At 59.6% G+C, this 285-nt stretch carries 1 protein-coding gene; it reads right to left on the reverse strand.

Features of this window, described 5'->3' with window-relative positions:
- A partial coding sequence (locus M975_RS22080; RefSeq protein ID WP_157093436.1) for an Ig-like domain-containing protein occupies window positions 1–285 on the reverse strand: 285 nt, incomplete at both ends.

A 285-nucleotide genomic window follows, 5' to 3' on the forward strand; every position in this document is an offset into this window, starting at 1 on the left:
GTGCTCAATTGCCGTGGTGGCGTTACCGGCATTGTCAGTGCCGGTGATCATCACCTGCACATCGTTGCTGCCTTCGTTCAGGGTCGCCGTCGGCACCGGTACTTCGTAACGCAGCTGGCCGTTTTCATCGGTCACCGTGCCGTAGAAGTTCTGGCCGTTAACGCTGACCACCACATGGTCGCCTGCATGTGCATCACCGGATACCTCTCCGCTGATGAGCGTTGGCATACGGGATTCGCTGGCGTTGACGGTGTTGTCACCCGCCACCGTTTCGATGGTCAGGGC

Source organism: Buttiauxella brennerae ATCC 51605 (assembly GCF_001654925.1).
In the GTDB taxonomy this organism is placed as follows: domain Bacteria; phylum Pseudomonadota; class Gammaproteobacteria; order Enterobacterales; family Enterobacteriaceae; genus Buttiauxella; species Buttiauxella brennerae.